At 71.0% G+C, this 24270-nt stretch carries 29 protein-coding genes; 25 read left to right on the forward strand and 4 right to left on the reverse strand.

Going from position 1 to position 24270, the window contains the following annotated elements; genetic code table 11:
• Positions 1-81 precede the first annotated feature (81 nt).
• The 22 genes from WD250_07455 (at position 82) to WD250_07560 (ending at position 18248) form a co-directional block, all read left to right on the forward strand.
• The gene (locus WD250_07455) at positions 82-354 is read left to right on the forward strand and encodes a Sua5/YciO/YrdC/YwlC family protein (protein ID MEX2620039.1); all 273 of its coding nucleotides are present in this window, start codon (positions 82-84) and stop codon (positions 352-354) included.
• Positions 291-1337 (forward strand): ribose 5-phosphate isomerase B, encoded by a 1047-nt coding sequence (gene rpiB / locus WD250_07460; GenBank protein ID MEX2620040.1) that lies wholly within the window; start codon positions 291-293, stop codon positions 1335-1337. The genes WD250_07455 and rpiB overlap by 64 nt, the downstream gene beginning before the upstream one ends.
• Positions 1334-2593, forward strand: coding sequence for a serine hydroxymethyltransferase (gene glyA, locus WD250_07465; GenBank protein ID MEX2620041.1), 1260 nt, complete (start codon positions 1334-1336; stop codon positions 2591-2593). Before rpiB ends, glyA begins: the two co-directional genes overlap by 4 nt.
• A 13-nt stretch (positions 2594-2606) precedes the next feature.
• Positions 2607-3821, forward strand: a complete 1215-nt coding sequence (locus WD250_07470) for an MraY family glycosyltransferase (GenBank protein ID MEX2620042.1) — start codon at positions 2607-2609, stop codon at positions 3819-3821.
• 129 nt (positions 3822-3950) lie between these two features.
• A complete protein-coding gene (locus tag WD250_07475; GenBank protein ID MEX2620043.1) occupies positions 3951-4217 on the forward strand; it encodes an AtpZ/AtpI family protein in 267 nt (88 codons plus the stop codon).
• Positions 4204-4641 (forward strand): hypothetical protein, encoded by a 438-nt coding sequence (locus WD250_07480; protein MEX2620044.1) that lies wholly within the window; start codon positions 4204-4206, stop codon positions 4639-4641. The genes WD250_07475 and WD250_07480 overlap by 14 nt, the downstream gene beginning before the upstream one ends.
• Before the next feature lie 23 nt (positions 4642-4664).
• On the forward strand, positions 4665-5489 hold the full coding sequence (atpB, locus tag WD250_07485; GenBank protein MEX2620045.1) for a F0F1 ATP synthase subunit A: 825 nt from the start codon (positions 4665-4667) through the stop codon (positions 5487-5489).
• Positions 5490-5541: 52 nt separating this feature from the next.
• Positions 5542-5751, forward strand: coding sequence for a F0F1 ATP synthase subunit C (gene atpE, locus WD250_07490; GenBank protein MEX2620046.1), 210 nt, complete (start codon positions 5542-5544; stop codon positions 5749-5751).
• A 24-nt stretch (positions 5752-5775) separates the two neighbouring features.
• Entirely contained in the window at positions 5776-6315 is a 540-nt protein-coding gene (gene atpF / locus WD250_07495; protein MEX2620047.1) for a F0F1 ATP synthase subunit B, read from the forward strand.
• A 35-nt stretch (positions 6316-6350) separates the two neighbouring features.
• On the forward strand, positions 6351-6902 hold the full coding sequence (gene atpH / locus WD250_07500) for an ATP synthase F1 subunit delta (GenBank protein MEX2620048.1): 552 nt from the start codon (positions 6351-6353) through the stop codon (positions 6900-6902).
• A gap of 99 nt (positions 6903-7001) precedes the next feature.
• The gene (gene atpA, locus WD250_07505; GenBank protein MEX2620049.1) at positions 7002-8669 is read left to right on the forward strand and encodes a F0F1 ATP synthase subunit alpha; all 1668 of its coding nucleotides are present in this window, start codon (positions 7002-7004) and stop codon (positions 8667-8669) included.
• A 44-nt stretch (positions 8670-8713) separates the two neighbouring features.
• Complete coding sequence (locus tag WD250_07510) at positions 8714-9595, forward strand: F0F1 ATP synthase subunit gamma (protein ID MEX2620050.1); 882 nt, start codon at positions 8714-8716, stop codon at positions 9593-9595.
• Positions 9596-9605: 10 nt separating this feature from the next.
• A complete protein-coding gene (gene atpD / locus WD250_07515) occupies positions 9606-11048 on the forward strand; it encodes a F0F1 ATP synthase subunit beta (GenBank protein ID MEX2620051.1) in 1443 nt (480 codons plus the stop codon).
• 2 nt (positions 11049-11050) lie between these two features.
• Entirely contained in the window at positions 11051-11449 is a 399-nt protein-coding gene (atpC, locus tag WD250_07520; protein ID MEX2620052.1) for an ATP synthase F1 subunit epsilon, read from the forward strand.
• 76 nt (positions 11450-11525) lie between these two features.
• Positions 11526-12809, forward strand: a complete 1284-nt coding sequence (gene murA, locus WD250_07525) for a UDP-N-acetylglucosamine 1-carboxyvinyltransferase (GenBank protein MEX2620053.1) — start codon at positions 11526-11528, stop codon at positions 12807-12809.
• Between the two features lie 124 nt (positions 12810-12933).
• The gene (locus WD250_07530; protein MEX2620054.1) at positions 12934-13626 is read left to right on the forward strand and encodes a type II CAAX endopeptidase family protein; all 693 of its coding nucleotides are present in this window, start codon (positions 12934-12936) and stop codon (positions 13624-13626) included.
• Positions 13627-13630: 4 nt separating this feature from the next.
• On the forward strand, positions 13631-15400 hold the full coding sequence (locus WD250_07535) for a 3-hydroxybutyryl-CoA dehydrogenase (protein ID MEX2620055.1): 1770 nt from the start codon (positions 13631-13633) through the stop codon (positions 15398-15400).
• Positions 15401-15486: 86 nt separating this feature from the next.
• Positions 15487-15822 (forward strand): DUF1232 domain-containing protein, encoded by a 336-nt coding sequence (locus WD250_07540; GenBank protein MEX2620056.1) that lies wholly within the window; start codon positions 15487-15489, stop codon positions 15820-15822.
• Complete coding sequence (locus WD250_07545) at positions 15819-16118, forward strand: hypothetical protein (GenBank protein MEX2620057.1); 300 nt, start codon at positions 15819-15821, stop codon at positions 16116-16118. The genes WD250_07540 and WD250_07545 overlap by 4 nt, the downstream gene beginning before the upstream one ends.
• The gene (locus tag WD250_07550; GenBank protein ID MEX2620058.1) at positions 16115-16867 is read left to right on the forward strand and encodes an SDR family NAD(P)-dependent oxidoreductase; all 753 of its coding nucleotides are present in this window, start codon (positions 16115-16117) and stop codon (positions 16865-16867) included. Before WD250_07545 ends, WD250_07550 begins: the two co-directional genes overlap by 4 nt.
• A 14-nt stretch (positions 16868-16881) precedes the next feature.
• Positions 16882-17745, forward strand: coding sequence for a peptidylprolyl isomerase (locus WD250_07555; protein ID MEX2620059.1), 864 nt, complete (start codon positions 16882-16884; stop codon positions 17743-17745).
• 2 nt (positions 17746-17747) lie between these two features.
• Positions 17748-18248: a peptidylprolyl isomerase gene (locus tag WD250_07560; GenBank protein MEX2620060.1), complete on the forward strand. Its 501-nt coding sequence runs from the start codon at positions 17748-17750 to the stop codon at positions 18246-18248.
• 3 nt (positions 18249-18251) lie between these two features.
• Here WD250_07560 and WD250_07565 read toward each other — a convergent pair whose 3' ends face one another.
• Together WD250_07565 and mce are read right to left on the reverse strand one after the other, a co-directional pair.
• On the reverse strand, positions 18252-18647 hold the full coding sequence (locus WD250_07565; GenBank protein ID MEX2620061.1) for a hypothetical protein: 396 nt from the start codon (positions 18645-18647) through the stop codon (positions 18252-18254).
• The gene (gene mce, locus WD250_07570) at positions 18644-19099 is read right to left on the reverse strand and encodes a methylmalonyl-CoA epimerase (GenBank protein ID MEX2620062.1); all 456 of its coding nucleotides are present in this window, start codon (positions 19097-19099) and stop codon (positions 18644-18646) included. The genes WD250_07565 and mce overlap by 4 nt, the downstream gene beginning before the upstream one ends.
• Positions 19100-19244: 145 nt before the next feature.
• Between mce and WD250_07575 the strand changes: the two genes are divergently transcribed.
• Complete coding sequence (locus WD250_07575; GenBank protein MEX2620063.1) at positions 19245-20012, forward strand: hypothetical protein; 768 nt, start codon at positions 19245-19247, stop codon at positions 20010-20012.
• Positions 20013-20033: 21 nt separating this feature from the next.
• Here the strand turns inward: WD250_07575 and WD250_07580 are convergent, their stop codons facing one another.
• Both WD250_07580 and WD250_07585 read right to left on the reverse strand, forming a co-directional pair.
• A complete protein-coding gene (locus WD250_07580; protein ID MEX2620064.1) occupies positions 20034-21077 on the reverse strand; it encodes a S9 family peptidase in 1044 nt (347 codons plus the stop codon).
• Entirely contained in the window at positions 21008-22048 is a 1041-nt protein-coding gene (locus WD250_07585) for a hypothetical protein (protein ID MEX2620065.1), read from the reverse strand. The genes WD250_07580 and WD250_07585 overlap by 70 nt, the downstream gene beginning before the upstream one ends.
• 99 nt (positions 22049-22147) lie before the next feature.
• On the opposite strand from WD250_07585, the gene WD250_07590 reads away from it, so the two are divergent.
• Both WD250_07590 and meaB read left to right on the forward strand, forming a co-directional pair.
• The gene (locus tag WD250_07590) at positions 22148-23329 is read left to right on the forward strand and encodes an acetyl-CoA C-acetyltransferase (GenBank protein ID MEX2620066.1); all 1182 of its coding nucleotides are present in this window, start codon (positions 22148-22150) and stop codon (positions 23327-23329) included.
• 49 nt (positions 23330-23378) lie between these two features.
• The coding region (gene meaB / locus WD250_07595; GenBank protein ID MEX2620067.1) for a methylmalonyl Co-A mutase-associated GTPase MeaB at positions 23379-24270 on the forward strand (892 nt) is incomplete at its 3' end.

The following is a 24270-nucleotide window of genomic DNA, read 5'->3' on the forward strand; positions in this document are numbered from 1 at the left end:
CCACGGGGCTCGCTCCTTGCCGCGCCCGGGCGGATGTGCATGACGCCTGGGGATCCGGGCACGACCGCTAGCATCCGCCTGGTGAGCGAGACCATTGCCCTTGCGGAGGAGCCGGAGCGGGCCCGCCGGCATGCAGCTGACGCCCTGCGGGCCGGTGGCCTCGTCGTGGTGCCCACCGACTCGGTGTACGCGCTGGTCGCCGACGCGTTCTCCCCGGCGGCGACCCCCCGCCCCCCCGCCGCCTGCTGTCCCTCAAGGGCGGGCGCGGCGGCGGGCCCCTCCCGGTGGTGGTGCGCAGCCCGCGCCAGGTGTCCGGGCTGGTCGAGCACATCCCCGACGCGGCTGAACGCCTGATGGCCGCCTACTGGCCTGGTCCGCTCACGATGGTCTTTCCCGCTGCGGAGGGCCTGAGCTGGGATCTCGGTGACGCGCGGGGCACCGTCAGCCTGCGCATGCCCGCAGCGGACTTCCTGCTGGAGCTGGTCGCCGAGGTCGGGCCGCTGGCGTGCACGGGGGCCGGCCGCGCCGGCGAGGCTAGGGGCGACGTCGATGGCGACGATGAGGGCGACGTGGGAGGCTACGTCGATGGCTACGTCGATGGCGACGTGGGAGGCTACGTCGATGGCGACGTGGGAGGCTACGTCGACGGCGACGTGGCACTCTACATTGATGGCGGGCCCTGCACCGGTCCGCCGTCGACGGTCGTCGACGTCACCCGTGGGGGGGCGCACGTGCTCCGCCCCGGTGCGATCGCTTCGGAGGACATCCGGTTGGTCGTGACCGGTGCCGTCGGCTGGGGACGACGTCCCGAGGACCCCGAGATAGACGAGCACAGCACGCCCGCAGACATCGACGAGGAAGGGCTCCGACCGCCCATGCGCATCGCCATAGGTTCCGATCACGCCGGTTACCCGCTCAAGCAGCACCTGATCGCCACACTGGAAGGGCTCGGCCACACCGTCGCCGACCACGGCACCAACTCGACCGAGTCCGTCAACTACCCCCCCATCTGCGCCGCGGTCGGCCGTGCGGTCGTTGGCGGCGCCGCCGACCGCGGTATCGTCCTCGGCGGCAGCGGACAAGGCGAGCAGATCGCCGCGAACAAGGTTGCCGGCGTCCGTGCCGCCTTGTGCCACGACCTCTACACCGCACGGATGTCGCGCGAGCACAACGACGCCAACGTCCTGGCCATGGGAGGGCGCATCGTGGCGGCCGGCCTGGCCGACGAGATCGTCGGGCTGTGGCTCGCCACCGAGTTCGAGGGCGGTCGGCACCAGCAGCGCATCGACCAGATCACCGAGATCGAAGCGGCACGGGGAGAACAGGAGCCCGCATGACTGTCCAGAACAGCGAACTGGCCGCCGCAGACCCCGAGATCGCCCAGGCCATCGCCGACGAGCTCGGCCGGCAGCGCAACAAGCTGCAGATGATCGCCAGCGAGAACCTGACGTCGCCGGCCGTGATGGCCGCACAGGGCAGCGTGCTCACCAACAAGTACGCCGAGGGCTACCCCGGCAGGCGCTACTACGGCGGCTGCGAGTACGTCGATGTCGCGGAGCGCCTGGCGATCCAACGGGTGACGAGCCTGTTCGGCGCGGAGCACGCCAACGTCCAGCCGCACTCGGGCGCGCAGGCGAACATGGCCGCCTACGTCGCGCTCGGTGTCGAGCCGGGTGACACGATTCTGGGCATGTCGCTGGCCCACGGGGGCCACCTGACCCACGGCTCCAAGGTGAACTTCACGGGCAAGTGGTTCAAGGCAGCGACCTACGGAGTGGCGCAGGACACCGAGCTGCTCGACATGGAGGCCATCGCCGCCCTGGCCCGGGAGCACCGCCCCAAGGTGATCGTGACCGGGTACACCGCCTACCCCCGCACGATTGACTTCGCGGCCTTCCGTGCGGTCGCGGACGAGGTGGGTGCCAAGCTGCTGGTCGACGCGGCCCACTTCGCCGGCCTCGTGGCCGGCGGCGCGCACCCGTCACCGGTGCCGTATGCCGACATCGTCACGTTCACGACGCACAAGACCCTACGGGGACCCCGCGGCGGGACGATCCTGTGCGGGGCGGACCTGGCGAAAGCCGTCGACAAGGCGGTCTTCCCCATGCTGCAGGGCGGACCCCTCATGCACGCCATCGCCGCCAAGGCCGTGGCGTTCAAGGAGGCCGCTGAGCCGTCGTTCTCGGCGTACGCCGCGCAGGTGGTCACGAACGCGCGGGCCCTGGCCGAGGCCCTCACCGGCGAGGGCCTGCGCATGGTGTCCGGAGGAACCGACATCCACTACCTGCTCGCCGACCTGTCGCCCTTGGACCTCACCGGGGCCGAGGCGGAGGCGCGCTGCGACGCCGCAGGGATCACGTTGAACAAGAACGCGATCCCCTACGACCCGCGTCCACCGATGGTGGCCTCCGGGGTGCGCATCGGGACCGCGTCGGTCACCAGCCAGGGCATGGGCCCGGCGGAGATGGGCGAGATCGCCCGGTTCATCGGTCGTGTGCTGAAGTCAGAGGCCGAGGTGGAGGCCGTGCGCACCGAGGTCGCCGAGCTGGTCGGGCGCTTCCCCGTCTACCCGACCCTGCCTGCCACCGGCTGACCCGGCCCGGCGCGTGCTGAACGAGCTGGCGGTCGCCCTGGCGGCATTCGCCGCCGTCGTGGTGGCGACACCCGCGGCACGCCGGCTGGCCCTTCGCGTCGGTGCCATCGACCAACCCGACGAGCGCCGGGTGCACGAGCTGCCCACCCCCCGTCTCGGGGGTTTGGCGCTGTTCGTCGGGGTGCTGGCGGGCCTGGGGGTCGCCTCGCTCCTGCCCAGTGCGGACATCAGGGCGGTGTTCGCGGAGACGAGCGAGCCGCAGGCGATCGTGCTGGCGTGCCTCGTGATCGTCGCCCTCGGCCTGCTCGACGACATCCGGGGCATCTCCGCTCCCGCCAAGCTCGCCGGCCAGGTGGTGGCGGCGGGCACGCTCGCCCTTTCGGGCGTCAACCTGACGTTTGTCTACCTTCCCTTCGTAAACTTTCCTCGGGGCACCGTCGGTGTCCTCGGCCCCGACCTCGCGGCCATCGTCACCATCGTCGTGGTCGTGGCGATGATCAACGCGGTCAACCTCATCGACGGTCTCGACGGTCTGGCGGCGGGCATCGTGGCCATCGCCGCCGGCGCGCTCTTCGCCTACGTGCAACTCTCCCAGGCCGTCACCGACGGGCTGCCGTCGTCGTCTGGATTGGTGCTCGCTGCCGTCATCGGGGCGTGCCTGGCCTTCCTCATCTACAACTTCAACCCCGCGTCGATCTTCATGGGCGATACGGGGGCGATGCTGCTCGGCCTGCTGCTGGCCGCCGCGGGAGTCTCGGCCATCGGCGGGACGATCCAGCCCAGTCGCGGGGCCTTCGCGGCCTTCTCGATCCCAGTGCTCGTACCCGCCCTGGTGCTGGCCGTCCCCTTCGCCGACACGGTCTGGACCATCTTGCGGCGGTTGCGTGGCGGCCGCGCGGTCTTCAGCCCCGACAAGAAGCACCTGCACCACCGGCTGGTGGAGATCGGCCACTCCCAGCGGAGAGCGGTGCTGATCATGTACTACTGGTCGGCCCTGCTGGCGTTCACGGGGGTCGGGGTGAGCCTGCTGCCGCTGTCCGCGGTGGCGGTTGTGCTGGGGATCGGCGTGGCCGCCCCGCTGGTCGCGATGGTCGTGGGTCGCCTGCGACGGGCGCGGCATCGCGGCGACGGGCGGGCCCGTCGGTTTGTGTCTTCTTTCACAAAGTCCGACCCACCTGACCCGGATTCGCCCGCTGACCTGCGCAAACGCTCCCGGGACCGCCTTTGACACCCTTGTCGCGGCATGCGTAGACTACCCGCGGACATGACCCCGTCGGAACCCTCGCACACAGGCGTGTCACCCCCCCCAAACGACGGTTCGTCGTCGGGAGACTGGCACTCCGTTGTCGGGGCCTCCATGACCGGGGTTGATCATTTCAACGTCATGTCGCTGGAGTTGCTTTCGGGCATCCTCGTCTGGGCAGGTGCTGGCTGGCTGCTCGACAGGTGGCTCGGCACCGCGCACTGGTTCTTCGGGTTCGGGGTGATGGTGGGGTTCGCCGCCGGTCTGTACCTGGTCTGGTTGCGAACGAACATCTCGGCCGCCCCCCCCGCACCGTCGACAACAGCAGCCTCAACAGCAGCGACAACAGAAGGAAGTGAAGCGCCACGTGGAGGAGGTTGAGCACCGTCGCGCAGGCCCGGGGCACTGCCCCGAACGGGCCATGGCCGCCGCCGCCGCACGAGTGCTCGCCGTGCTCTCCCCACCGGTGGTCGCCGGCGCCTGGTGGATCGCCGGGCCCGGGGGCGCGGCGGGCGCCCTGGCCGGGCTCCTGCTCGTGCTCGCGCTGTTCGGGCTGACGGGCCTCGCGCTCGGTCGCGTGCGCACCCAGGCGCCGTCCGTCGTCGTCGGGGTGAGCCTCGCAGGGGTGGGGGTGCGGCTGGCGGGCTACGCTACCGCGCTGGCGGTGCTGGCTTCCCTCGACGGACTGCACCGGCCGAGCCTGGCCGCGGCCGCCCTCATCGGGTTCGTGACGACGCTCGCCTACGAGATTCGTGTTGTCAGCCGGACGCCGGCATTCTTCTGGGTCCGGGCGAGCTCGGGATGATCCCGACAAGGAGCAGGTGAGACGTGACGTTCTTCCGCGCCAACGTGGCCGTCGGCGGCTACGGCGACCCCTGGCAGCTGCCCGAGGACATCGGGGAGCTGTTCAAATTCCCCGCCCTGCCCTTCACGGAGGGCTGGGAGCTGTTCGGGCTGGACCTCTCCATCAACCGCACCGTGCTGATCATATTCACCTCGGTGCTCGTGGCGATGGCGTTGTTCGGGATCGCGTTCAACTCCCCGCGGATCGTCCCGAATCGGTTGCAGGCCCTCGCGGAGGCCATCGTGTCCTTCGTCCGGGACCGCGTGGCGATCGAGATCATCGGGCCCCAGGGCTCCCGCTTCGTCCCGCTGCTGCTGACGATGTTCATCTTCATCCTGTTGAACAACCTGGCGAAGATCACCCCGTTCATGATGCTCCCGCCCACCTCGCGGATCGCGATCCCGCTGTTCCTGGCTGTCATCGCCTGGGTGCTGTACATCTACCTCGGCATGAAGACGCAGGGTCCGCTCACCTACCTGAAGGACATCGCCTTCCCCCCGGATGTCCCGAAGCCGGTGTACTTCATCCTGACACCGATCGAGCTGGTCTCCGCCCTCATCCTGCGGCCCTTCACCCTCGCCATCCGGCTCTTCGCCAACATGGTCGCCGGGCACATCCTCGTGGTCATCACCCTCATCACGATCCACGCCTTCCTCGTGCTGGGGCCCGGGCTGCCGGTCGGCATCTTCGCCCTGGTTGCCTCACCGCTGGTGTTCGGCTTCGAGTTCTTCATCATCTGCCTGCAGGCCTACATCTTCATCATGCTGACGGCGGTCTACATCGAGTCGTCCCTGAACCCCGCGCACTAGTTCACCCCCTGTCATCGACCGAGGCGCACGGCGCCGTACAAGGAGCACAGCGATGGAATCGATAGGACCAGGGCTCGTCTACGGGCTGGCCGCGATCGGGCCGGGCATCGGCCTCGGGATCATGGTCGGCAAGGCCATCGAGGCGATGGCCCGCCAGCCCGAAGCCGCCGGGATGGTGCGGACCACGATGTTCATCGGCATCGCGATCATCGAGGCGCTCGCACTGCTCGGCTTCGTGCTCGCGTTCATTCTTCAGGGCTAGGGCACTCTCCCAAGGAGCGAGGACATGATGCTCGCAACCATGCAGCTGGCGGTGGAGGGCGAGGGCACGGGCCTCGAGCTCGTCCCCCACGAGGCGGAGCTCATCTGGGGATTGGTGGCGTTCGCGCTGCTGATGGCCTTCATGAGCAAGTTCGTCTTCCCGAAGATGAACGCGATGCTCGACGAGCGCAGCGCGAAGATCCAGGGCCAGATCGAGGAAGCCGAGTCGCAGCGCTCGCAGGCCGAGCAGCTGCGCCGGGAGTACGAGGAGCAGCTGGCCGACGCCCGCAACCAGGCCAACGACATCGTGGAGGACGCGCGAGCGCAGGCCGAGCGGCAGCGGGAAGAGGCCCTGCGCAAGGCGGAGGAGGAGGCGAGCCAACTCGTCTCCCGTGCCCGCGAGGACATCGCCGCCGAGCGGGGGCGCCTCGTGCAGGACCTCCGCGGTCAGGTCGCCGCGCTGTCGGTGGAGCTGGCCGGCAAGATCGTCCAGCGCGAGCTCGACGCCACCCAGCACCAGCAGCTCGTGGACCAGTACATCAACGAGCTGTCGGGACTGAACTAGATGGCCGCCGTCCACCGCAGCGAAGGGCACTCCTGGTGAGCGACCCCCGGCAGACAGCAGACCCAGCCGTCCTGGCGTATGCGCGGGCGATCCTGGAGGTGGCGCGGGCCGAGGGCGCACTCAGCAGGGTCGAGGACGACCTGTTTCGCTTCGCGCGCACCGTCGAGAGCACCCCTGCGCTGCGTGACCGCCTGGTCGACCCGGCGGTCGACATCGGGGCCAAGCACGCCGTGCTCGACGAGTTGCTGGGCGGCCATCCCCAGACCGCCAGCGCCGTCATGTGGATCGTGCAGTCCGGCCGCGCCCGGCAGATGACCGAGATCGCCGACGCGCTCGTGTCGCTGGCGGCCGCGGCGCGGTCGGCTGTGGTGGCCGAGGCCCGGGTGGCCGTGCCGCTGACCGACCACCAGCAGCAGCAGCTGACGGCCGCACTCGCGCAGTCGAGCGGGTCCGCCGTGGAGCTGAAGGTGATCGTGGACGCCGACGTGGTCGGTGGCATGGTGGTCAAGATGGGCGACACCGTGATCGACGGCAGCGTCGCCCGGCGGCTCGCCGAGCTGCGAGGGCGCCTGACGGGCGCCAGTTGAGATGAGAATCGCTTCGAGCCTGCGAGGACGATTCTCCGCTGTGCCGGGGGAGGCGGTCGCGCAGCGACCGCCATGGAATGGCGATTTGAGGAGCATGCGATGACGGACATCACCCTGAGGCCCGAGGACATCACCGACGCGTTGCGGGCGAAGGTCGACGACTACGCCTACCGCCCTGCCCGCGAGCAGGTCGGCAGGGTGATCGAGTCCGGCGACGGCATCGCCCGGGTGTCCGGGCTCCCGGCCACCATGGCCAACGAGCTGCTGGACTTCGGCCTGGCCGACGACGGACGCCGTCTGTTCGGCTTGGCGCTGAACCTCGACGAGCACAGCATCGGCGCGGTGCTGCTCGGCGACGTCGCCGAGGTCGAGGAGGGCGACGAGGTCAAGCCCACCGGGCAGGTGCTGTCGGTCCCGGTCGGCGACGCCTACCTGGGCCGGGTCGTGGACTCGCTGGGCCGTCCCCTGGACGGCAAGGGGCCTCTGGACGAGTCCAAGCTGGACGGGACCCGTGGCCTTGAGGTGCAGGCTCCCGGTGTGGTCGACCGCCAGCCCGTGAAGGAGCCGATGCAGACCGGCATCAAGGCGATCGACGCCATGACGCCCATCGGGCGCGGCCAGCGTGAGCTCATCATCGGCGACCGGCAGGTCGGCAAGACCGCCGTCGCCGTGGACACCATCATCAACCAGCGCCAGAACTGGGCCACGGGTGACCCGAAGCAGCAGGTCAAGTGCATCTACGTGGCGATCGGGCAGAAGGGCTCGACCGTCGCCGATATCGTCAACAAACTCGAGCAGGCCGGCGCCCTGGAGTACACCACCGTCGTGTCGGCCACCGCGTCGGACCCGGCGCCGTTCCAGTACATCGCGCCCTACGCCGGCGCCGCGATCGGGTCGTACTGGATGTATGCGGGCCAGCACGCCCTGATCGTCTACGACGACCTGTCCAAGCAGGCCGACTCCTACCGCCAGCTGTCGCTGCTCCTGCGCCGCCCGCCCGGCCGCGAGGCCTACCCCGGCGACGTGTTCTACCTGCACTCGCGCCTGCTGGAGCGGGCCGCCAAGCTGTCCGACGATCTCGGGGGCGGGTCGCTGACCGCGCTGCCGATCATCGAGACCAAGGGCGGCGACGTCTCCGCGTTCATCCCGACCAACGTGATCTCGATCACCGACGGTCAGATCTACCTGGAGACCGACCTGTTCTTCCAGGGTGTGCGCCCCGCCATCAACGTGGGCATCTCGGTGTCCCGCGTGGGGGGGTCCGCTCAGCGGGCGGCCATGAAGAAGGTCTCGGGCACGATGCGCCTGGAGCTTGCGCAGTACCGCGAGCTCGAGGCGTTCGCCCAGTTCGGCTCGGAGCTCGACAAGGCCTCGCAGGCCCAGCTGGACCGCGGGGCACGGATCGTGGAGGTCCTCAAGCAGCCGCAGTACTCCCCGGTGCCGGTCGAAGAGCAGACGCTCGTGATCTGGGCCGTGACCAACGGCAAGCTCGACGACATCCCGGTGCCCGACGCCCGGCGCTTCGAGTCGGAGCTGCGCGAGTACGCGCAGGCTCGCCACACCGACCTGCTGACGGCGCTGCGCTCCGAGAAGCTGACCGACGAGCGCGTCGGCGAGCTCGAGAAGCTCGTCGAGGCGTTCAAGGAGTCGTTCCGGCCCTCGGAGGTGGACGAGCCCGAGGACCACCGCACCCAGGAGTCGCTGGACACGCTGCGGTCCGAGGACGAGGACGAGGACGAGAGCACGGCCACCGACACCCCGGCCTAGCCTGCGGGCTCCAGCAACCACGACACCACGAGAGGAGTCAACCCGTGCCAGGCGCAGGTGAGATGCGTGCGCTACGCCGGCGGATTCGCAGCGTCAAGTCGACGCAGAAGATCACGCGGGCGATGGAGCTGATCGCGGCCAGCCGCATCGCTCGTGCGCGCAACCAGGTCGAGGCGGCCAGGCCCTACGCGGAGATGATCACCCGGGTGATCCGGGACCTCACCACGGAGTCGGCGGTCGCCGACCACCCGCTCCTGGAGACGCGGGCGGACATCGAGGGCGTGGGCATCATCGTGGTCACCTCCGACCGCGGCCTCGCGGGCGCCTACAACACCAACATCCTGCGTCGTGCCGAGCGCCTCATGGCCAAGGAGCGCGAGGAGGGGCGCAACCTGCTGCTCTACGCCGTGGGGCGCAAAGCCGAGACGTACTTCCGCTACCGCGAGGAGCCCCTCGAGCAGTTGTGGACCGGGATGAGCGACCAGCCGCGGTACGCCGACGCGATCACGGTCGGACAAGCGGTGACCCAGGCCTACCAGGAGCGACGCATCGACCGGGTGTGGGTGGCCTACACCGACTTCCGCTCCGCGTTGAACCAGGTCGCGAGTGTCGCGAAGCTGCTGCCCGTGGATGCCAAGTCCTTCGAGGGCGGCCATGAGTTCCCGCCCCAGTTCGTGTTCGAACCCGACCCCGCGACGATCCTGAGCCGCCTCATCCCGCGGTACGTCGAGCACCGCCTGTACGCGGCCCTACTCGAGTCCGCAGCCAGCGAGCACGCCAGCCGGCAGCGGGCGATGAAGGCCGCCACCGACAACGCCGGCGACATCGTGGAGGACCTCACCCGCGAGTCCAACCGTGCCCGCCAAGCGTCCATCACCACCGAGATCTCCGAGATCGTCGGCGGGGCCGAGGCCCTGTCCACCTAGGAGCACAGCCATGACCGAGACCGCAACCCCGCCGCCGGACGCCGACCTCGAGGACGGCCGTATCCTCACCGTCGTCGGCCCCGTCATCGACGTGGAGTTCCCACCCGGTGCGCTACCCCCGATCTACACGGCCCTGAAGTTCGAGCGCACCGTGGACGAGGGGACGCAGACCCTGACCGCCGAGATCGCCGGCCACATCGGTGACCGGGTGGCCCGGGCGATCGTCATGCAGCCGACCGACGGGGTCGTCCGGGGCACCAAGGTGCGCAACACGGGGGCACCGATCTCGGTGCCCGTCGGTCCGGGGATCCTCGGGCACCTGTACAACGTGCTCGGCGAGCCCCTCGACGTGTCCGTCGACGAGATCTCGCCGGACGCCTACTGGCCGATCCACCGTGACCCGCCCCCGTTCGACGAGCTCGAGCCGCAGTCGAAGATGTTCGAGACGGGCATCAAGGTGATCGACCTCATCGAGCCCTACGTCGAGGGCGGCAAGATCGGCATGTTCGGCGGTGCCGGCGTCGGCAAGACGGTGGTCATCCAGGAGATGATCTACCGGGTGGCCGAGCAGCACGGCGGGGTGTCGATGTTCGCCGGCGTGGGGGAGCGCACGCGCGAGGGCAACGACCTCATGCTGGAGATGCAGGAGTCCGGCGTCCTGGAGAAGGCCGCCCTGGTGTTCGGCCAGATGGACGAGCCCCCCGGGGTGCGCCTGCGGGTGGCGCTGTCGGCGCTGACCATGGCCGAGTACTTCCGCGACGAGGAACGCCAGGACGTGCTGCTGTTCGTCGACAACGTCTTCCGCTTCGTCCAGGCGGGCTCGGAGGTGTCCACGCTGCTCGGGCGCATGCCCAGCGCCGTGGGCTACCAGCCCACGCTCGCCAACGAGATGGGCATCCTGCAGGAGCGCATCACCTCCACCAAGGGGCGGTCGGTGACGAGCCTGCAGGCCGTGTACGTCCCCGCCGACGACATCACCGACCCCGCCCCGCACGCGACGTTCGCCCACCTCGACGCCCAGACGGTGCTGTCCCGCGCCATCACCGAGCTCGGCATCTACCCGGCGGTGGACCCCCTGGACTCCAACTCGCGCATCCTCGACCCGCAGGTCGTGGGCCAGCGCCACTACGACGTCGCCACCAAGGTGCAGGAGACGTTGCAGCGCTACAAGGACCTGCAGGACATCATCGCGATCCTCGGCATGGACGAGCTCACCGAGGAGGACAAGGTCACCGTGCAGCGGGCGCGCAAGGTCCAGCGCTTCTTCTCCCAGCCGTTCTACGTGGCTGAGCAGTTCACCGGCCTGCCCGGCAAGACGGTGCCGCTGGCGGAGACCATCGAGAGCTTCGAGGGCTTGATCAGCGGCGAGTTCGACGACCTGCCGGAGCAGGCGTTCTACAACGTCGGGGGCATCGAGGAAGCCCAAGCCAAGGCCAAGACCCTGGAGGGCTAGCTATGGCTGCGATGCAGGTCGATGTCGTCTCCGCGGAGGAGCGGTTGTTCTCAGGGGAGGCCGAGGCGGTCTTCGCGCGCTCCCTCGACGGGGAGATCGGCATCCTGGCGGGGCACCAGCCGGCCCTGCTGGCGCTGCAGACCGCGCCGGTGCGGGTGCGCACCGTCGAGGGCGACGAGGTCGTCGTCGCGGTGCACCACGGGTTCCTCGAGGTTCGGGAGAACCAGCTGACCGTGTTGGCGGACATCGCCGAGCTCGCGACCGACATCGACGTGGACCGCGCCAAGGCGGCGCGGCGCCGTGCCGAGCAGCACCTGGCGGACGACACGTACACCGGCGACGCGCAGGCCGAGCTCGAGCGTGCCCAGCTGCGCCTGCGGCTGGCCGGCATCGACGAGTAGGGGCGCCCCCGACCGGACAAGTTCCTGGCCGGATGGGGCGGCAGTGGGCGAGGTCGTGGGTAGACTGCCGAGGACAATGGATGCCTTCATCGTTCGTGGCGGTCGTCCGCTCTCCGGGACTGTTCGCATCAGCGGGGCGAAGAACTCCGCACTGAAGCTGGCCGCCGCCGCACTCCTGGCAGAGGGCCGGACCGTCCTCCGCAACGTCCCCGACATCGGGGACATGCAGGTCATGACCGCGGTGCTGGGGCACCTGGGGGTGGCGGTCGCCCGGGACGGCGACGTCTACGTCCTCGACGTCCCCGGCGAGGTGGGCGTGTCCACCCCCGCGCACCTGGCCCGCCGGCTGCGGGCCTCCATCGTCGTCCTGGGGCCCCTGTTGGCCCGTCGGGGACGGGTGCGCCTCGCGATGCCGGGCGGCTGCAACCTGGGGGAGCGGGGCATCGACATGCACCTGGCGGGACTCACCCGCATGGGCGCGGACATCACCTACGGGCCCGACTTCGTCGAGGCGCGGGCGGCGCCCCTGCGCGGCGCGGACATCGAGCTGCCGTTCGCCAGCGTCGGTGCCACCGAGAACCTGCTGATGGCGGCGGTCACCGCCCGTGGGACGACCCGCATCGCCAACGCCGCCCGTGAACCCGAGATCGCGGATCTGGCGGCGTTCCTGACCTCGATGGGCGCCGAGATCAGCGGGATCGGCTCCACTGAGCTGGTGGTGCGGGGCGTGGATGCGCTGCACCCAGCGGAGCACGCCGTGCTGCCCGACCGCATCGAGGCTGGCACGTACGCGGTCGCGGCGGCCGTGACCGGCGGGGACGTCACCATCGAGGACGTCGTGCCGGACCACCTGCGTCTGGCGCTCGACAAGCTGACCGCCATCGGGGCCGAGATCGAGGAGGGCGACGGCACGCTCGCGGTGCGCGGGTCCTCGCCCCGGCGAGCCGTCGACGTGGTGACCCTGCCCTACCCGGGTTTCCCGACGGATCTGCAACCGCTGTTCCTCGTGCTGCTGTCCCAGGCGGCCGGCACGTCGATGCTCACGGAGAACGTCTACGAGGGGCGCTTCTCGATCATCGCCGAGCTGAACCGACTCGGTGCGGACATCGCGCTCGAAGGCCACCACGCCATCGTCCGCGGTGCGCGGCGCCTGCGCGGCGCCACCGTGGAGTCGCCGGACCTGCGAGCAGGCGCGGCGCTGGTGATCGCCGGGCTGGTCGCCGAGGGGGAGACGGTGGTGCGGGGCGGACGCCACGTCGACCGCGGCTACACCGATCTCGCCGGCCGCCTGCGCGCGCTCGGCGCCGACGTCGAGCGCCAGACCGGCGACGAGGCCGGTCTGGCCGTCGGGGCCGCCTAGCATGACCACCTGGCCTCCGCCCCGGTCCCCGCTCCCGCCCCCGCCCCCGCAGCCCGGGGCAGTCGGGCAAGGAGGCGGCCCGGAGCCGTCGGACCTGCGGTCCGTCCCCTGGGGGCTGGGCGACGTGCTGATCGTCTTCGTCCTGGCGGCCGTTGTCACCGTGATCGCCGGCATGGCGATGGAGGTGCTGCTGCCCGCCGGCCTTCCCGACGCCGTCGTCAACGCCATCTTCGCCCCGCTGACCCTCGCCACGCTCGGGCTCACCACGGTCGCCTGGGTGGCGGCGCGTCACCGCGGAGCCGTCAGGAGGCTGGTGGGTCGGCGCCCGCGCCTGGGCGACGCCCTCGTCGGCCTCGGCGCCGGCGTCCTCGGCGTGGTCGTGATCACGGCGGGCGTGGGCCTGGCGATCGCCCTGGTCCTGGACCTGCTCGGCCGGGACATCCCGGCCGTCCAGCAGCACCTCCGGGATGCCGCCCGGGACCCGCAGACGGCGCCGATCCTCGTGTTCAGCGCGCTCGTGGTGGCACCCATCGCCGAGGAGCTGTTCTTCCGGGGGTTCGTGTTCCCGGCGCTGGTCAAGCGGGTGGGGCTCTGGGCGGGGATCGTGCTGTCAGCGCTCATCTTCGGATTCGTGCACCTCAACCAGACCGAGGACCTCCTCGGCGGTGCGCTCCTGCTGGCGAGGCTCGTGCCGCTGGGGATGCTGTTCGCGTGGCTCTACCACTGGCGGGGGACGCTCGTGATCCCGATCATCGTCCATGCCGTGTTCAACGCTGCGAGCGTCGCCCTGCTGCTCACCGGGCTCGGGCAGGGGTAGGGGCGTGGAGATCGGACGCGTCGGGGTCGTCGGCTGTGGAACCATGGGCGCCGGGATCTGCGAGGTCGTCGCCCGGGCCGGCATGCCTGTGAGCTTCGTCGAGGTCTCCGCGGAGAAGGTGGCGGACGGCTACGAGCGCATCAGCCAGAGCCTGCAACGCGCGGTCACCCGCGGCAAGCTGACGGCGGAGGACCAGGAGGCCGTGCTCGGACGGATCTCCGGCGCCACGGCGTACGACGTCCTGGTCGAGGCGGACCTCGTCGTGGAGGCCGTCCCCGAGCAGGTCGCCCTGAAGCACGAGACCTTCCGGACGTTGGACCGGGTCCTGCCGGCCGAGGCGATCCTGGCGACCAACACGTCCTCGTTGGCGGTGACCGGCATCGCGGTCGACACCCGACGGGCGGACCGCGTGGTCGGCTTCCACTTCTTCAACCCTGCTCCGGTCATGCCGCTGATCGAGCTCATCACCACCGTCGTCACGTCGCCTGCGGTCATCGACGCGGCCCGTGCCTTCGCCGAGCGGATCGGCAAGACCCCGGTGGTGGTGCACGACCGTGCCGGCTTCGTCGCGAACCTGCTGCTCTTCCCGTACCTCAATCAAGCGGTCGGCATGCTGGAGGCCGGCTACGCGACCCGCGAGGACATCGACTCCTCGATGCAGTTCGGGGCCGGGCATCCCATGGGCCCCCTCGCCGTCATGGACCTCATCGGTCTCGACAGCGCCAATGCGATCATGGAGCGGATGTACGAGCAGTTCGGCGACACCCGCCACGCACCACGGCCCATGATCCGCCAGTTGCTCACCGCCGGCTTCAAGGGCCGCAAGACCGGCCGCGGGTTCTACCGCTACGTCGAGCCCAACAGCCCCCACGTGCACGAGGGGGACGTGGTGGAGCCCGGCGCCGCGGACCCAGCCGCCGTCGCCGCGTGGTCCAGCGTGGGCGTGCTCGGGACGGGCACCATGGCCGCGGGCATCGCCGAGGTGAGCGCCCGAGCGGGTTTCGACGTGGCGCTGCGGGGACGGACCGCCGACAAGGCCGGCCAGGCCGCCCTGGCGGTCGCCAGGAGCCTCGACAAGGCCGTGGAGCGCGGCAGGCTCGCCGCCGGCGAGCGTGACGCCGTCCTGCACCGCATCCACCCCACCGCCGATGTCGCCGACGTGGCCGACTGCGACGTGGTGATCGAGGCCATCGCGGAGGACCTGGAGCTGAAGCGCGGGCTGTTCGCCGAGCTGGACCGGCACGCCAAACCCACCGCGGTGCTGGCCACCACGACGTCGAGCCGGTCGGTGATCGCCTGTGCGATGGCGACGCAGCGTCCCGAGCAGGTGCTGGGACTGCACTTCTTCAACCCCGCCGCCCGCATGCGCCTCGTCGAGGTGGTGCCCACCGCTCGCACCGCTCCTGCCGTGCTCGAGCAGGCGCGGGCGTTCACCCAGCGGCTCGGCAAGCACGCGGCCGTCTGCGGGGATCGTGCCGGGTTCATCGTGAACGCGTTGCTGTTCCCCTACCTGAACGACGCCGTCAAGATGCTGGACGAGGGCTACGCGACCGTCACCGACATCGACGCTGCGATGAAGCTGGGCTGCGGGCACCCGATGGGTCCGTTCGAGCTGATGGACGTGGTCGGGCTCGATGTCACCCTGGAGATCTGCCGGGCACTGCACGCGGAGTTCCGCGAGCCCGGATTCGCCCCGGCCGACCTGCTGGGGCACATGGTCAGCGCGGGCTACCTGGGACGCAAGAGCGGCCGCGGCTTCCACGTCTACGGATGAGCAGCAGGTCCCCCTCGGCAGTGCCAGGACCACCCCACGGCCGCCGTCGGGAAGCCGGCGGTGGCCTCTGGCAGCGCGTGCAGTCCATGCGGGAGGCGGAGGAGGCGTGGGGCACGCCCGGCTGGCCGCTGCTGCGGTTCGCCCGGGACGTCATAATGCTGATTGTGGATCTCGTGCGAGATCCTCGCGTGTCGGTTCAGGACAAGGTCGTGGCGGCCCTGGCTGTCGGCTACCTTGCCTGGTCGGTGGATGTGATCCCCGACAGGATTCCGATCCTCGGTCTGGTGGATGATCTGAGCATTCTGGTCGTCGCGGTGCGGCGCCTGATCGCCGGTGCCGGGTACGCGGTGATCTACGAGCTCTGGCGTGGCAGCGACGAGGGACTCGCGTTGGTGTTGACGCTGGGTGGAGTGCAGAGATGAGCAAGGGCAGCAGGAAGAAGCGAGCGACCCGCCCCTGGCAGGATCCCCAGGCCCTGCGTGACCTGGGCGACCTGCTGGCGCCGGCTGGTGGCGGCGACGAGCTGGCGCTCGACGGTTACGAGGTCAAGCGGGTCGATGCGGCGAACGCCGGCAAGGATTACGTGTGCCCGGAGTGCGGGAACCCCGTCCCGGCGGGGGAGAGCCACGTGGTGGTCTGGCCCGAGGGGGACAGCGACCTCCGACGGCACTGGCACCGGCACTGCTGGCGGCTGGAAGTGCGGAGATCCAACACGTGACCCGCCAGGTCGCGCTCGTGACCGGCGCGAGCCGGGGCATCGGCGAGGAGAGCGCGGTGGCCTTGGCCCGAGACGGCTTCGATGTGGCGCTGGCGGCGCGCGGCGCCGACGCCCTCGCGGAGACGGCGGCCCGCTGCGCGGAGCACGGGGCGCGCACCACGGTCATCCCGACCGACCTCACCCGGGAGGCCCAAGCGCGCAGCATGGTCGACAAGGCCGTCGCCGTCCTGGGAGGTCTGGACGTCGTGGTCAACAACGCCGGCGGGACGGGCTTCATGGCGTCGGTCCTGGATACGAGGCCCGAGGGGTGGGACAAGCTGCTGCGGCTGAACCTCACGTCGGTGTTCTGGGTGCTGCAGTCCGCGGCTCGGATCCTGGTCGCACAGGAAGGGGGGTCCGTGGTCAACGTCGCGTCCTACGCCGGGGTCGGTGCCGCGCCCTCGCTCGTGGCGTACGGCGCCGCCAAGGCTGCCCTGATCTCGCTCACCCGGACGTGCGCGGCGGAGTGGGGCCACGCGGGCGTGCGGGTGAACGCCCTCGCGCCCGGGTGGATCAAGACGGAGCTCAACCGGGCCGTCTGGGAGGATCCGGAGGCCGAGAAGGCGTTCGTGAAGGGCAGCGCACTCCAGCGCTGGGGTGAGGCAACGGAGATCGCCGAGTGCGTCGCATTTCTGGCGAGCGCCCGTTCGTCCTACCTTACCGGTCAGGTCATCGTGGTCGACGGCGGGTTGACGCTCGCCACTGCCTAGCTCAGGAGCTCACCGTGTCCGGAAAGCAGCACAAGAAGGAACGCAAGGCCCAGCGGGAAGCGGAACGCCGCGCAGCAGCCAAGGCCGAGCGGCAGCGCAACCTGATGACCCTGATCGTCGTGGTGATCATCGTGGGTCTCGGCGGCGTGCTCGTGTGGCTCAGCCTCGAGGAGGAGGAGTCGCTCGCCGACAGCGAGCTCGATGAGCTGCTCCAAGAGCTCGAGGAGCAGGCTGAGGAAGCGGCCGAGGATGAGGGCGAGGATGAGGGCGAGGATGAGGGCGAGGGTGAGGATGGTGAGGATGGTGAGGAGGTCGCCGAGGTGCAGGCCTGCGAGCCCGCGCCGCCGCCACCGGGCGCCGGCGAGGAGAAGCCCACGTTCGACGAGCCCGCGCAGGTCCTGGAGGACGGCGTGGACTACCGGGCGGTCATCACGACGTCCTGTGGTGAGGTGGTGATCGACCTCCTCGAGGAACGTGCACCCGAGACGGTCAACAACTTCGTGTTCCTGGCCCAGGAGGGCTTCTTCGACGGGCTGGAGATCTTCCGCAACGCGACCTCAATCTCGGCGTTGCAGACCGGTGCCGGCAACAACGACGCCGGATGGCAGGTCGGCTACACCCTGTCCGACGAGCTCGAGGCCGCCGAGGAGGAGGGGTACCCTCCGGGGTCGGTCGCGATGGCCAACTCCGGCCCGGACAGCGCGGGGAGCCAGTTCTTCTTCGTGTACGGCGAGTTCGGACTGGAGCCCAGTTTCGCGAAGTTCGGCCAGACCGTCGAAGGGCTCGATGTGCTGCGCAGCATCGGCGCCATTGAGGCCGAGGGCGAGACGCCCCTGAAAGACGTGTACATGGAGTCTGTGACCATCGAAACGGAGTGAGCATGCAGTTCGACCAGCCGCAGCAGGTTCTCGGCGACGAGGACCGCTACCAGGCGACGATCACCACCAGCCACGGCGAGATCGTCGTGGAGCTGTACAACGACGAGGCACCGAAGACCGCGAACAACTTCGCGTTCCTGGCCGGCGAGGGCTTCTACGACGGCACCATCGTCCACCGAGTGGTGCCCCGGTTCGTGGTCCAGATGGGTGACCCCACGGGCACCGGCAGCGGCGGTCCCGGCTACAAGTTCGCGGACGAGCTGGCCGCAGCGAACAAGCGGGGCTATCCCCGCGGCACGCTGGCGATGGCCAACTCCGGCAAGGACACCAACGGCAGCCAGTTCTTCATCTGCCTGGACGACGTGGGGCTGCCGCCCCAGTACTCGGTCTTCGGCGAGGTCACGAGCGGGATGGAGACCGTGGACCGCATCGCCGGGGTCCGGTTGCGCGGGGAGAAGCCCTCCGAGGACGTCGCCGTGGAGTCGGTGCGCCTCGCCGCGTAGCCCTCAGTCGTCGCGCCCATCGGGCCGGGGGTCGGCCTCGTCGGTCGTGTCCAGGGGGGGCAGGTCCTCGAGGCGGATCCCCGCCTGGGGGACCCCCTTCTGGTAGTCACGCATGCGCTTGGGGTACCCCACGATGCGGGCGTCGTACAGGGGCACGCCAGCGTCGGCGCACAGCTCCTTGGCCTGCTTGCCGTCTTTGACCGGCCGGCGGATGTACTCGCCGTCGGCCGCGACGAGGCACACCGACATGGCGTACACCGACGTGGGCGGTTCGACGTAGGCCTCGACACCCTGACGGCTGGTGATGAACGCCTTCAGCTCACCGAGGGTCTTGCCCGATGGGGCAGGTCCGGACGGGGTGGCGCGGCGCTTGCGACGGAAACGGTCGAACAGGCTCACGGTCCGAGTGTAGGCCCGCGCCGTGCGTCCTGCTCGTCCCGGGAGCGTACCGGATCCTCGACGAGCTCGACCAGGACCCCCATCGCGCCCTTGGGGTGCAGGAACGCCACCGTGCAGCCGCGCGACCCGGGTCGCGGGTGGTCGTCGACCACCCGCACACCCTGCTCCTTCAGGTCGGCGAGTGTGGCGGCCACGTCGGCCACGCCGTAGCCGACGTGGTGCACACCCGGACCGTTGCGCTCCAGGAAGCGACCCACCGGCGAGTCGTCGCGCGTCGGGGCGAGCAGCTGGATGAAGCTGTCTCCCACGGCGAGCAGCGCCTCGTCGACCCCGTCGCGCTCCATGCGCTCCCGGTGCGCCACCTCCGCGCCGTACAGACGCCGATGGTAGTCGATCGCCTCCGCGAGGTCTTCCACGGCGTATCCGACGTGATCGATGCGCTGCAGGTGCACGGCAGCTCCTGGTCTCGACGGTGCGGGGAGTGTAGCCGCGGCGGGTGGGGCGGTTCAGCGTCGGCAAGGGCGTGGTCTAGCCTGAGACAGCACATGGCGGCGCGTGCGGTTCACGAGGATGGTCGGAGGGCCAGGTGGGGCACCCTTGGCGGGTGACCGTACCCGCCCGCTGTGGCGGGAGCCCGTGCTGCTCGCCGCGACCGTCGTGCTGCTCGTTGCGGTCGCCGCCGTGGCGACGATCGCCTTCGAGCAGATCAACCCGCCGGTGCCGCAGGCCCCCGTGGACGCGGCCGGGGTCCCCACCGAACAGCCCGACGGCACGTCGCTCCCGCCCGTGCCGCCGGAGCTCCACGACGCGGTCGATCGTCCGGTGGTCCTCGTCGGGGTGGTCGATGACCCCCTGGGAGACCTCGAGCGTTGCGCGGGCCTGGCGGAGTGGGAGTTCGCCCCGACGGTGCGCTCCTCGGTGGTCACGCCCGAGGGGCTGGCCGTGTCGGTGCGCGGTGAGGAGCAGGGCACCGAAGCGCTGCTGCAGGTCACCTGCTTCGCGCAGTGGGACGGGCGCGCGTGGGAGACCTGGGCCAGCTGGGCGGCGGAGGCCCCCGACACGGAGGTGGCGCTGGGGCCGCCCGAGCCCGTCTGCTGCCGCGGTGACGACGCCGCGGTCCAGGGCAGCGAGCGCGTCGCCCCCGGGGGGTCCGCATGGCTGCTGCAGGACCGCGGCCCGTACTGGCTGGCGTATCCGGCGTCCGGGGGTCAGGTGGTGCTGGCCGTGTGGTCGGTGGACGACAGCCAGGATGGCCCCCCGCCGACGACCTTCCTGGATACGCGTGGGCGACCCGTCGAGGACGCAGCGCCGGTGGAGGGCGAACCGTCGGTGGAGGGCGAACCGCCGGCTGCCGGTGACGGGTGAGCAGGTACGAGGTGCCGGGCGTCAGAGGAGGTCGGGACGGCGCCACGGTCTTCCCCGCACGTGGTGGTCGAGGAAGGCCAGGGCGGTCTCGTACCACAGCCGGATGTTCGCGGGCTTCAGGATCCAGTGGTGCTCGTCGGGGAAGGAGAGGAACTTCGCCTCGACGCCGTGGCGGGACAGGTCCGTCCAGAGCTTGAGGGCCTCGCCGACCGGGACCCGGTAGTCCCGGTCGCCGTGGATGACGAGCATCGGGGTGCGGATGCGGTCGACGTGCCCGGCGGGGCTGTGCTCGGCGTAGCGGGCGGGGTCCGTGTAGGGATCGCCGAACTCGCGCTCCCACCAGACGCCGAGATCGGTGGAGCCGTGGAACTGGCCGAGGTCCCAGAGGCTCGCGTGCGTCACGATGCAGGCGAACCGGTCGGTGTGCCCGGCGACCCAGTTGGCCATGTACCCGCCGAACGACCCGCCCATCAACGCCGTCCGGCCGTGGTCGACGTCGGCACGGCCGCAGGCGCCGTCGACCGCGGCCAGCAGGTCCGTGTAGGGCTCGGCGCCCCACCGTCCCCAGCCCCGCGCGATGTAGCCGTGCCCGTACCCGGTGGACAGGGCGGGATCGGGCATCAGGACGGCGTATCCCCGCTCGACGAGCACGTGGGGGTTCCAGCGCCAGTGCCATCCCGTCCAGGAGGCGACCGGCCCGCCGTGGACCCACACCACGAGGGGTGCCGGCGTCCTCGCGGTGGCGCCCGGGGGCAGCACCAGCCACGACGGGACGCTGGTGCCGTCGGCCGCGGTCGCCTCCAGGCGGTGCACGGTGGCGGGGACGACCGTGTCCGCGCCGGGCGTCGGAAGGGCCCGCGGCTCCTGCTCGGGTGCGTGCGCGTCGAGGACGACCGCCTGCGGAGGCCGATCGATCGCCGACCGCAGGGCGTACACGGCGGTGCCGTCCGGTGCGACGCAGAGGCTGTCGAAGGCGCCCTGTGTCGCCAACCGGGTCACGGCATCAGTGGCGAGCTCCACGCGAAACGGCAGCGTGTGCCCGCGGTCGTCGGCGGTGAACACCACGGCTGCCGAGTCCGGGGGGGGGGGGGGGGGGGACGCCGGTCGAGGCCGACCGCGAGGTCGCGGTGCTCACCGGTCGTCAGGTCGACCAGCACGAGGGTGCGGTCACCGGGCCCCTCGGGCGTGCTCACGCCGTCGCGGACGCAGGCAACCCACTGCCCGTCGGGGGAGCAGGTCACGCCGCCGTACTGGGCGCCGTCGGCGCACAGCACCCGCCTGGCCCCCGTGGTGGCGTCGATCTGCACCAGGTCGATCGCCAGCACCGTGGGGTCGGGGGTCTCGCGGCGCCATCCCGCGACCACCGAGCGCCCGTCAGGCGTCACGTCGAGCTGCACGCCGTGGAGTCCCCATCCGGGGTGGGGCGTGAGCTCGGAGAGCGCCAGGTGGTCCTCGCCGGGTGTGACCGGCCCGACCGCTACGGTCAGGCGCCCCTGGCGGGGGCCGACGTAGTCGTCCCAGTAACGGATCGGGTAGCGCTCGAAGAGCCGGGCGGACACGCCGACGTCCGTGCGCGCCTTTGCGCGGGCCCGGTCGGCTGCCCAGTCCTCCGCGTCGGGATGAACCGCCGAGAGCAGCACGACGCTGCCGGCGTCCCGGGCCACACCGACGGCCTGCACCCCACCGGGCGGGGCGGCGGCCAGCCACGCCTCGCCGCCGGCGGCCGGCAGCAGCCAGAGCCCGGCGGTCTCCTCGTCCTCGGTCGCGTCCTCCGCTGCGTCCGGATCGGGGCGTGCCGAGGTGAACAGCACCGACCCGTCGGGCAGGAACGCCGCGCCGGACTCGCCCGGGGCGGAGCGGGTCAGCCGCCGTGGCGGTTGGGCTCCGGTGGGGTCGAGCTCCCAGAGGGCCGTGACGAAGCGCTTGGGCCCACGGCGGGCGACGGTCGTGACCAGCCTGCCGCCGTCGGGGGACAGTGCGAGCCCGGCGACGCGGGGGATGTCGAGGAAGCGGTCAAGGGTGAAGTCGGCGGCCATGCCGACGATCATGGCAGCAAGTTCCGCTGGGCGTGGAGGCTGCGTGCCGAAGCCCGCAGCGTGGGATGATGGCCGGAGCACGCCAGCGAAGGGATGAGCATGCAAGACGCTGTGATCGTCGGCTATGCGCGCACCCCCATCGGCAAGTTCGGGGGTAGCGTGTCCGCCCTGACCGCCATGGACCTGGGTGGGCACGCCATCGCCGGGGCACTCGCCCACGCCGGGGCCTCCCCGGACCACGTCGAGTCGGTGATCATGGGCCATGTGCTCCAGGCGGGGCAGGGCCAGATCACCGCCCGGCAGGCGGCCCGCAACGGCGGTCTCGGCATGCGGGTGCCAGCGCTGACCGTGAACAAGGTGTGCCTGTCGGGCATGAGCGCGGTGGCGTCGGCTGATGCCACCATCCGTCTCGGTCAGTCCGACGTGGTCGTGGCGGGCGGCATGGAGTCCATGTCGAACGCGCCCTACCTGCTGCCGAAGGCCCGGACGGGCTACCGCATGGGGGACGGCACGCTGGTCGACTCGATGATCCGCGACGGCCTGTGGTGCGCCTTCGACGACGAGCACATGGGGGCAGCCAGCGACCGCATGAACGCCCGTCACACCATCAGCCGGTCGGCGCAGGACGAGTGGGCGGCGATGTCCCACGAGCGGGCCGTGTCGGCGTGGAAGGACGGCCGTTTCGCCGGCGAGGTCGTGCCGGTCGCCGTGCCCCAGCGCCGCGGCGAGCCAACGACCGTCGACCAGGACGAGGGCATGCGCCCGGGAACCACGGCCGAGTCCCTCGCCCGCCTCGCGGCGGCGTTCGCGGAGGACGGCACCATCACGGCCGGCAACGCGAGCCAGGTCTCCGACGGGGGGGCGGCCCTCGTGCTCACCAGCAGGGCGAAGGCCGGCGAACTGGGCCTGGCCCCGCTGGCGCGGGTGGTCTCCTACGGCTCCGTGGCCGGTCCGGACCCGTCGCTGCACCACCAGCCGGCGCAGGCCATCGAGCAGGCGGCACGCCGGGCCGACCTCGATCCGCGCGGTCTGGACCTCTACGAGATGAACGAGGCGTTCGCGTCCGTGGCGATCCACTCCGCCAGACTGCTGGACCTCGACGCGGCGAAGATCAACGTCAACGGCGGGGCGATCGCCCTCGGCCACCCGATCGGCTGCACGGGCGCCCGCATCACCATCACGCTGCTCGCGGAGCTGATCCGCCGGGGCGGCGGCCGGGGCGCTGCGGCGCTGTGCGGGGGTGGCGGGCAGGGCGACGCCCTGATCCTTGAGACGCTGTAGGGGGCCGGCTCAGGGTCCGCACGCGCGCAGGCGGTAGCCTCGCGGCGACATGGATGCCGCGGAGCTCGTCGACCGATTGCTCGCCGGTGAGCGCCGGGCCATCGCTCGGCTGCTGACCCGTGTCGAGGACGGGTCGCAGGCGCGGCTGCGGGACGCGGTGGCTCGCCTGCATCCCCACACCGGGCGGGCATGGATCCTCGGGATCACCGGCTCGCCGGGGGTGGGCAAGTCGACGTTGACCAACGCGCTGGTCACGGAGTGGCGTCGACGCGACCGCACGGTCGCGGTGGTCGCGGTGGACCCATCCTCGCCGTTCTCGGGCGGTGCGTTGCTGGGAGACCGCGTCCGCATGCAGGAGCACGTCCTCGACGAGGGCGTCTTCGTCCGGTCCATGGCCAGCCGGGGCCACCTCGGTGGCCTGTCGTGGGCCACCCCCCAGGCTGTGCTGGTCCTGGATGCGGCCGGGTTCGACCTGGTCGTCGTGGAGACGGTGGGCGTGGGACAAGCCGAGGTCGAGATCGCCTCCACGGCGGACACCACGCTGGTCACCGTGGCCCCGGGCATGGGCGATGCGATCCAGGCGGCCAAGGCGGGCATCCTGGAGGTCGCCGACGTCTTCTGCGTCAACAAGTCCGATCGGCAAGGCGCCGACCGCACGGTCCGCGAGCTGCAGGAGATGCTGAGGATGGGGGGTGAGGCGTCGCCGGACTGGGTGCCGCCGGTGGCCCGGACCGTGGCCGCCGACGGCACGGGAGTCGCCGCCCTGGCCGACGAGCTCGACCGGCACGTCGCCTGGAGCGAGCGCAGTGGGCAGCGGGCGCAGCGTCGACTCGACCGAGCGCGGCTGCAGGTCCGCGAGCTGGCCCTGGGGACCGTGCGAGAGCGGTTCGCCGCGGTCGGGGACGGGGATCTGGCCGACGAGCTGTCGCGCCGCGTGGCGG

The organism is Egibacteraceae bacterium (genome assembly GCA_040905805.1).
Lineage (GTDB): Bacteria > Actinomycetota > Nitriliruptoria > Euzebyales > Egibacteraceae > DATLGH01.